Annotated in this window: 7 protein-coding genes; all 7 read left to right on the forward strand. The window is 45.2% G+C overall.

Going from position 1 to position 6,184, the window contains the following annotated elements; genetic code table 11:
• On the forward strand, positions 1-536 hold a 536-nt coding region (locus EOJ37_RS14530; protein ID WP_420820640.1), incomplete at its 5' end, for a bacteriophage T4 gp5 trimerisation domain-containing protein.
• 11 nt (positions 537-547) lie between these two features.
• The gene (locus EOJ37_RS13410) at positions 548-1,771 is read left to right on the forward strand and encodes a DUF2169 family type VI secretion system accessory protein (RefSeq protein WP_127960404.1); all 1,224 of its coding nucleotides are present in this window, start codon (positions 548-550) and stop codon (positions 1,769-1,771) included.
• The gene (locus EOJ37_RS13415; protein WP_127960405.1) at positions 1,761-2,117 is read left to right on the forward strand and encodes a DUF4150 domain-containing protein; all 357 of its coding nucleotides are present in this window, start codon (positions 1,761-1,763) and stop codon (positions 2,115-2,117) included. The genes EOJ37_RS13410 and EOJ37_RS13415 overlap by 11 nt, the downstream gene beginning before the upstream one ends.
• Positions 2,118-2,131: 14 nt before the next feature.
• Positions 2,132-3,640, forward strand: a complete 1,509-nt coding sequence (locus tag EOJ37_RS13420) for a hypothetical protein (protein ID WP_127960406.1) — start codon at positions 2,132-2,134, stop codon at positions 3,638-3,640.
• Positions 3,637-4,128 carry a hypothetical protein gene (locus EOJ37_RS13425; RefSeq protein ID WP_127960407.1) on the forward strand — a complete coding sequence of 164 codons (492 nt, stop codon included), beginning with the start codon at positions 3,637-3,639 and terminating at the stop codon, positions 4,126-4,128. The genes EOJ37_RS13420 and EOJ37_RS13425 overlap by 4 nt, the downstream gene beginning before the upstream one ends.
• A gap of 114 nt (positions 4,129-4,242) precedes the next feature.
• Positions 4,243-4,737 (forward strand): hypothetical protein, encoded by a 495-nt coding sequence (locus EOJ37_RS13430; RefSeq protein ID WP_127960408.1) that lies wholly within the window; start codon positions 4,243-4,245, stop codon positions 4,735-4,737.
• Positions 4,738-4,939: 202 nt separating this feature from the next.
• Complete coding sequence (locus EOJ37_RS13435; protein WP_127960409.1) at positions 4,940-6,004, forward strand: hypothetical protein; 1,065 nt, start codon at positions 4,940-4,942, stop codon at positions 6,002-6,004.
• Positions 6,005-6,184: the final 180 nt, after the last annotated feature.

A 6,184-nucleotide genomic window follows, 5' to 3' on the forward strand; every position in this document is an offset into this window, starting at 1 on the left:
ATGATCCCCCGCTCAACCTACCAGAGGAAAAGACCCGCACCACGCTTCGCACCCAAACCCACAAAGGCAAAGGCTTCAACGAACTGCGCTTTGACGATGCCAAAGGCTTGGAAGAGGTTTATCTCCATGCGCAAAAGGATATGAACACTGAAGTACTCCATGATCGTCATACCGCTGTGGGTAACAATCACACCGAAATCATCGGCGCTAATCAGGTGATCACGGTGAAACAGAATCAGGCGGAAACGGTACTGATTGCCAAGGCGTTAACCGTCGGTGCCGGTTTTCAAACCACAGTGGGCGGCGCAATGAACACGTCAGTGGGGTTAAGCCAAAGCGAACAGGTGGGGGTGCACAAGTCGATCATGGTTGGTAAGTCACTGACGTTGCGTGCGGGTGAAGTGATTGAACTGGTGTGTGGTGAGAGCGTATTGCGCATGGACAGCAGCGGCAAAGTGACCCTCAACGGTACTGAATTCAACCTTGAAGCCTCGGGCCCGGTACAAATCACTGGCCACGATGTCGATTTGAACTGAGGCTGGCACCAATGGAATTTCGCAACCTTACCCCATTTGCCACCTTATGCTACAAGATGCTCGATAACGCTGACCAAGAGCATCAAGTGGTGGTGATGCAGGTCAGCTACAGCTTGCAGCCACAAGGCGCTGGCGTGTATCACGCACAGCTACAAGACCAGCCGGCAACACCGCTGTGTTTGCAGGACACTTATCGTGGCGCGCTAAACACCTCCAGTGTGCTGCGAGAAAGCGATTTGGCACCGTATAAACCGGCGTGTGATGTGATTGTCAATGGCACGGCAATAGCACCCGGCGGCAAGCCCAGCACACAGTTTGCCGTTAACCTGCAACTGAGTAGTGCCACACAAGGCGTGTTACTGGAGAAAACCCTCACGGTGTCTGGCGCACGCCAATTTCAGCGTGAGGCGCTGGATAAACCGTGGCAGTTAACCGAGCCAGAACCGCTGACTCACCTGCCGCTCGATTATCGCTATGCCTTTGGTGGCGAATGCCGCATTGACGCCGACAGTGACGCGGCCGAGCGCCTGGCTTCTGAATGCTACCTGAATGAGACCCAACGCCGAGCACACCCGGATTTTCCACAGGCGCCACTGGCGCACTGGGTATGTGAACACAACCCGCTCGGGCAAGGCTTTCTGGCACCCGCGTATGCTGAGGCCAGTCAACTGCTCAGTTGGCCGGCACCACACATTGAAGCCTCACATGCCCCCCTCACGGCCGAGATGTTCGCACAGCAACATGAACATACCGGCAACCCACCGCCGGCTTGCCTACCTCAAGGCTTTGGGACAGTAGGACGCGCGTGGTTGCCGCGTCGGACTTTGGCAGGCACTTATGATGATACTTGGCTGGCGGAACGCCATCCTTATTTGCCGGGAGATTTTAATTTTTCCTATTGGAATGGCGCACCGGCTGACCAACAGATCGCATTTCCGCCGGCGGATTTAACACTACAGCTCACCAATATGACCCCGGAAGGGCTATTGCACACCACCTTACCGGGGCACCGTGCCTTGGTGTTGTTGCGTTTGCACAATGGTGCGTTTTTCCCGCAACTGATGCCGCTTGATACGCTGATTATCGATACTGATCAACGACAACTGCACCTGACCTACCGCTTACTGCTGCCGGTTACCGAGGATATCCGTGTACTGGAAGCGCGATTTGAAGTGAACCCGCACGCGCCACTGTTGCGCGTTGCCTCACCCCAGGAGAGAACACATGGCCGATAACTACATCGCACGCAAGGCCGGAGAGTGGTTGGTGGTCAGCATACTGCCCGATGTGTGTAAAACCCCGATGGGCAACAGCACACCACCGATACCTTACCCGGTTACCGCTCAACTAAGCAGTGCGGCCGAGCCGGTGCCTTCGGTACGCGCCAATGGGCAACCGGTGGTGGTGTTTGGGCAAAGTTATCTACCCACTACCGAAGGCGACCAGGCAGGCAGCGCCAAGGGAGTGAAAAGCGGCACAGTGGGGGGCAAATGTTACCCGAAAGCACACAGCAACAGTGTACGTGCCGGGAAACGTTTTGTGCTGCGCCATGATGATGAATTCTGGATGAATGGCGCTTAACCGCAGGAGGCAGTATGGTAGTACGTATTGAAATCACACGGGGTTACGACACGGACACGTTTTGTCAGGAGTTTGGGCTAGCGAATTTGCAGGATGCGGAACGTGCGCGTGCCAACATTGATGAATTATTTGCGCAAAAAGAAGGGTTACAAGAGAGCCATCGCGACTGGTTTACCGACGTGGCGGATCGCACGGTAGCCAAGTTTAAAAGCGGTGAATATCCACTGGCACAAAGCAATACCGGCACCGGTAACACCATTGGCAAAGTGGTCGGCTCGCCACCGACCGCAACTGGCCAAGCCGAAGACGCCAACCCGGCCACACTGCCGGAAACCAAGGAAGAAAAAGGATGGTGGGAGGCCGCCAAAGACTGGGGTGCTGAACGCTGGCAGGAAGTGAAAGCCGCAGCAGGCGACCCGGTTCAAGGGGGGATCGGTGCGGCCAAAGGCACCTGGAATATGGTGCCAGATTTGGGTGAGTTGATGGCAAAAGGCGGCCTGTATCAAAGTGCCGCAGAGCTTGAACAGACAGCGGCACTATACAGCCTGTTTGGTCAGGAAGGGATGGCGCAACAAACCCGTGAGGCTGCTCAGTTAACGCGTGATGCCGTCGATGCTGTCAGCTTTGATGCTATCCGTTTAGAGATGAGTAATCCCGCGCAAGCAGGCGGCGATGTGATTGCCACTACCGTTTCATTGGCGACAGGGATTGGTGGACTGGCGAAATCGGGAGGTAAGGCCATCGCCAAAGGGGTAACTGGAGCGGCGAGCCATGCGGGTAAAACGGTAGCCAGTGAAACGGTGGAAGTGGTTGCTAAAAGAGCCAGCAATATTGAGAGAGCGAGCACAGAAGCTGTCGAAACGACAGCAGCACGTGCAGGCAGTAAAGCCGGTGATAACGTGGCTGAAGCTACGGGGAATAACACGGCGAAAAATGCAGACAATGCCGTTGAAAAAAACGCCAAACCAGTAGAGGAGAAAAAACATACATCTGATAATGCAGACGCCCCCAAGAAGCCAGATGAACCGCCCCCCGGTGCAAAAGTTAAGCAAACTAAGACCCACCCGGATTGTGGCAAGGTCAGTAAATATTACAAAGCACCTAAAAAACTGGGGAAACTGAATGCCGATCACGTACCATCCGGTGCTGCACTAAAAGAAGCAACTAAGAATAAATTAAAGGAATTGGATATAGACCTATTAGATAGTGAATTAGAGCGTGTTCTCGATAGTGTTTATAGAAATGCCGAGACCATAACAATACCGGAAGATATACACAAAGAAGGTAGAACATATGGCAACAAAAATAAAGGGCTATATAAAGGGGATTCAAAAGATCTGAAGGGGGCATTTAAAAAAGACACTGCTAGCATCCAAAAAGTAATGGATACCAAAGAGCATGGTTGTAGTGAGGCCTATGCAAAAGCAGTTGAACAATTATCCAAAATTGACTACGATGAGTTTATACTAAATACTCTTCGAAGAAATAAATATACGAAAGGCAAAGGGGGCTTAGCACAATGATGAACATGCATGGTGATAAATTAGTTGATTTTCTCGGGTTTACTTCTATTCATCCAGAATTTGCTGACTATCTTTTTCAGCATGGTATCAAGAAAAGGCCTAAGTGTGATGAAGGTGATGAACGCCTTAAAGCCTATGATAAAACTGTTTCACTAACTTTTTCTGGGCGGGATAGCTATGAAGACTGTGCTGTTTTTCCAGCCAAAAGTGAAGGCTGGTGCATTTTTGTTTCCGTTGAGATTATAAAAGGCTCAGTAGTTCAACTTCCCTTTAATTTATCCTTTGACATGGATAAAACCAAACTATCTTCTATACTGGGCTCTCCTATAAAAGAAGCTGAAAATTGTTGGAAATTTCTTTATAACAACCTAATCATTATTTCTTTTATAGATGTAAAGAAAAAAAGTGTAGATGCATTTAGATTTCAACTGCTCGATACTTACGATATAAAGAATTATAAATTACCCATTCAGAGTCAATTAAAATAATTACTCTATAATTGTTATCTTCCAATGAATTGCCTCAGTATATCATTGGAAGAACAATTAGATAAATGATTACAGTTGCTTGAAAGTAGGAACATCAAAGAAATAGGAGACAAAATGGCGACTGAGATAATGCATGGTGATAAATTAGTTGATTTTCTCTGGTTTGCTTCTATTCATCCAGAATTTGCTGACTATCTTTTTCAGCATGGTATCAAGAAAAGGCCTAAGTGTGATGAAGGTGATGAACGCCTTAAAGCCTATGATAAAACTGTTTCACTAACTTTTTCTGGTCGGGATAGCTATGCAGACTGTGCTATTTTCCCAGCTAAAAGTGAAGGATGGTGCATTTTTGTGTCTATTGAAATTAAAAAAGACTCAGTAGTTCAACTCCCTTTTAATTTATCCTTTGACATGAATAAAGCCAATCTATCCTCTATACTAGGCAATCCAATTGGTGAGGAAGAAGATTATTGGGTGTTTTTTTATAAAAACTTAATTGTTATTTCTTTTCTAAAGGAAAATACACATGATGTTGATATATTTAAATTTCAGCTTCTTGATGCATATGATGTAAATAATTATAACTTACCTATTCAGATGCGATTTTGATACGTAAGCTTTAATTAGGATGATTATTGTGTGATTTTTATATTGCAATACATGGTTTAAGTCTATTATTGAAAAGTGTATAGTATTAAGCACGGCATCAACAGCATTTAATTTACAAAAAGTTCACATCCCAATAGACATTTCATCTTAACAAAGAAATCTGATTGAGAGTTCTATGGGGAGTTAAACAAACGGAGCTAACATGTTAAAAATTAACGAACTCATAAAATATATTGGTCTCAGTTCTGTTGATGTCTCTTTCAATGAGTATTTACAGGAAAATCGTATCTTTGAACGCCCACATATTACAGAGGAAAATGAAGGTGAGGGCGAAGGGAAGGAAGCGGATAATGTTGCTGGCTCTCCAATTGAAGACATTGAACGCGACAGCATCTCATTGATTTATTCGCCAAGAGACGAATACGCGCTGATTTATCCGGTAGATGATGATACTAAAGGTGAATTCTTTTTAAAAGAACTGGCTATTTATGGACCAGGGATTCAAATATATGGTGGGCATAAAGGAACACTACCATTTAACTTATCTTTTGGTCTTTCCTTGGATGCTGTTCATGCAATTTTACGTGAACCTATCGCAACAAGAATCGTGCATAAATTAATCACCGAACTGTACTACCTTGATGATTTTGTTGTTAACATATCTTATGTTGAAAATTTACTTAGTATACTTCACATTAGAAAAGCACACTGTTTTGACGCGATGAGTATTGATTTTCACAAGCATGGCGTCTTGTTTGACGAAAAAGAAAATATTATAAATTACAATGAGTTAATACCATGCATTGGTAAGAATATTTTCTCTGATGAATTGAAATATGCGTTGCCAAAGCTTAATGAAAATGATATTGAAACAACTGATTGTGGTTATTTTGAAATAGTAGATGCATCTCAAAAAAATGGCCTGACAATATATTATGATTGTGCTAAACGATTCAAAGCCAACCGTGAGTCATTAATTGATCGCGGTATCATATTAGCAGGGTTTCGATTAAATAGGCGCGGGGATATGAAATCATTAGGTTATGCCGGAACTCTCCCCTTTGATCTGAAATTTTATTATTCACCTGAGATGGTGATTAATAAATTAAACAGAAAGCCAGATCACAAAATAATCACAGATAACCTAGCAGCATACATGTGGAAAAATGAAGATGGCATATTACACATCCTCTTCAGTTTAATTGATTACCAAATATACCGCGTATCTTACTTTGGACTTTTTATGCAAGAGAGGCTGTTTTTATAAAATTGGAGCAATGCCTCCAATTAGTACAACATGCTTAGATTCAACAACCAAGTCTTAACCATCCCCTCATATGAACGAGGCATGGCAAGGCTTTTGAGGTATGATCTCCGTTATTGACCCGCGAATATCGAGCAGACAACCTCTATGCTTAATCACGAAATAATCTTTAACCACATTGAT

The organism is Serratia microhaemolytica, assembly GCF_004011885.1.
Taxonomy (GTDB): Bacteria; Pseudomonadota; Gammaproteobacteria; order Enterobacterales; family Enterobacteriaceae; genus Serratia_G; species Serratia_G microhaemolytica.

Excerpts from the sequence above, each read along its gene's own strand:
- EOJ37_RS13410 (WP_127960404.1), top strand. The coding sequence starts at position 548 with ATGGAATTTCGCAACCTTACCCCATTTGCCACCTTATGCTACAAGATG.
- EOJ37_RS13415 (WP_127960405.1), top strand. The coding sequence starts at position 1,761 with ATGGCCGATAACTACATCGCACGCAAGGCCGGAGAGTGGTTGGTGGTC.
- EOJ37_RS13420 (WP_127960406.1), top strand. The coding sequence starts at position 2,132 with ATGGTAGTACGTATTGAAATCACACGGGGTTACGACACGGACACGTTT.
- EOJ37_RS13425 (WP_127960407.1), top strand. The coding sequence starts at position 3,637 with ATGATGAACATGCATGGTGATAAATTAGTTGATTTTCTCGGGTTTACT.
- EOJ37_RS13430 (WP_127960408.1), top strand. The coding sequence starts at position 4,243 with ATGGCGACTGAGATAATGCATGGTGATAAATTAGTTGATTTTCTCTGG.
- EOJ37_RS13435 (WP_127960409.1), top strand. The coding sequence starts at position 4,940 with ATGTTAAAAATTAACGAACTCATAAAATATATTGGTCTCAGTTCTGTT.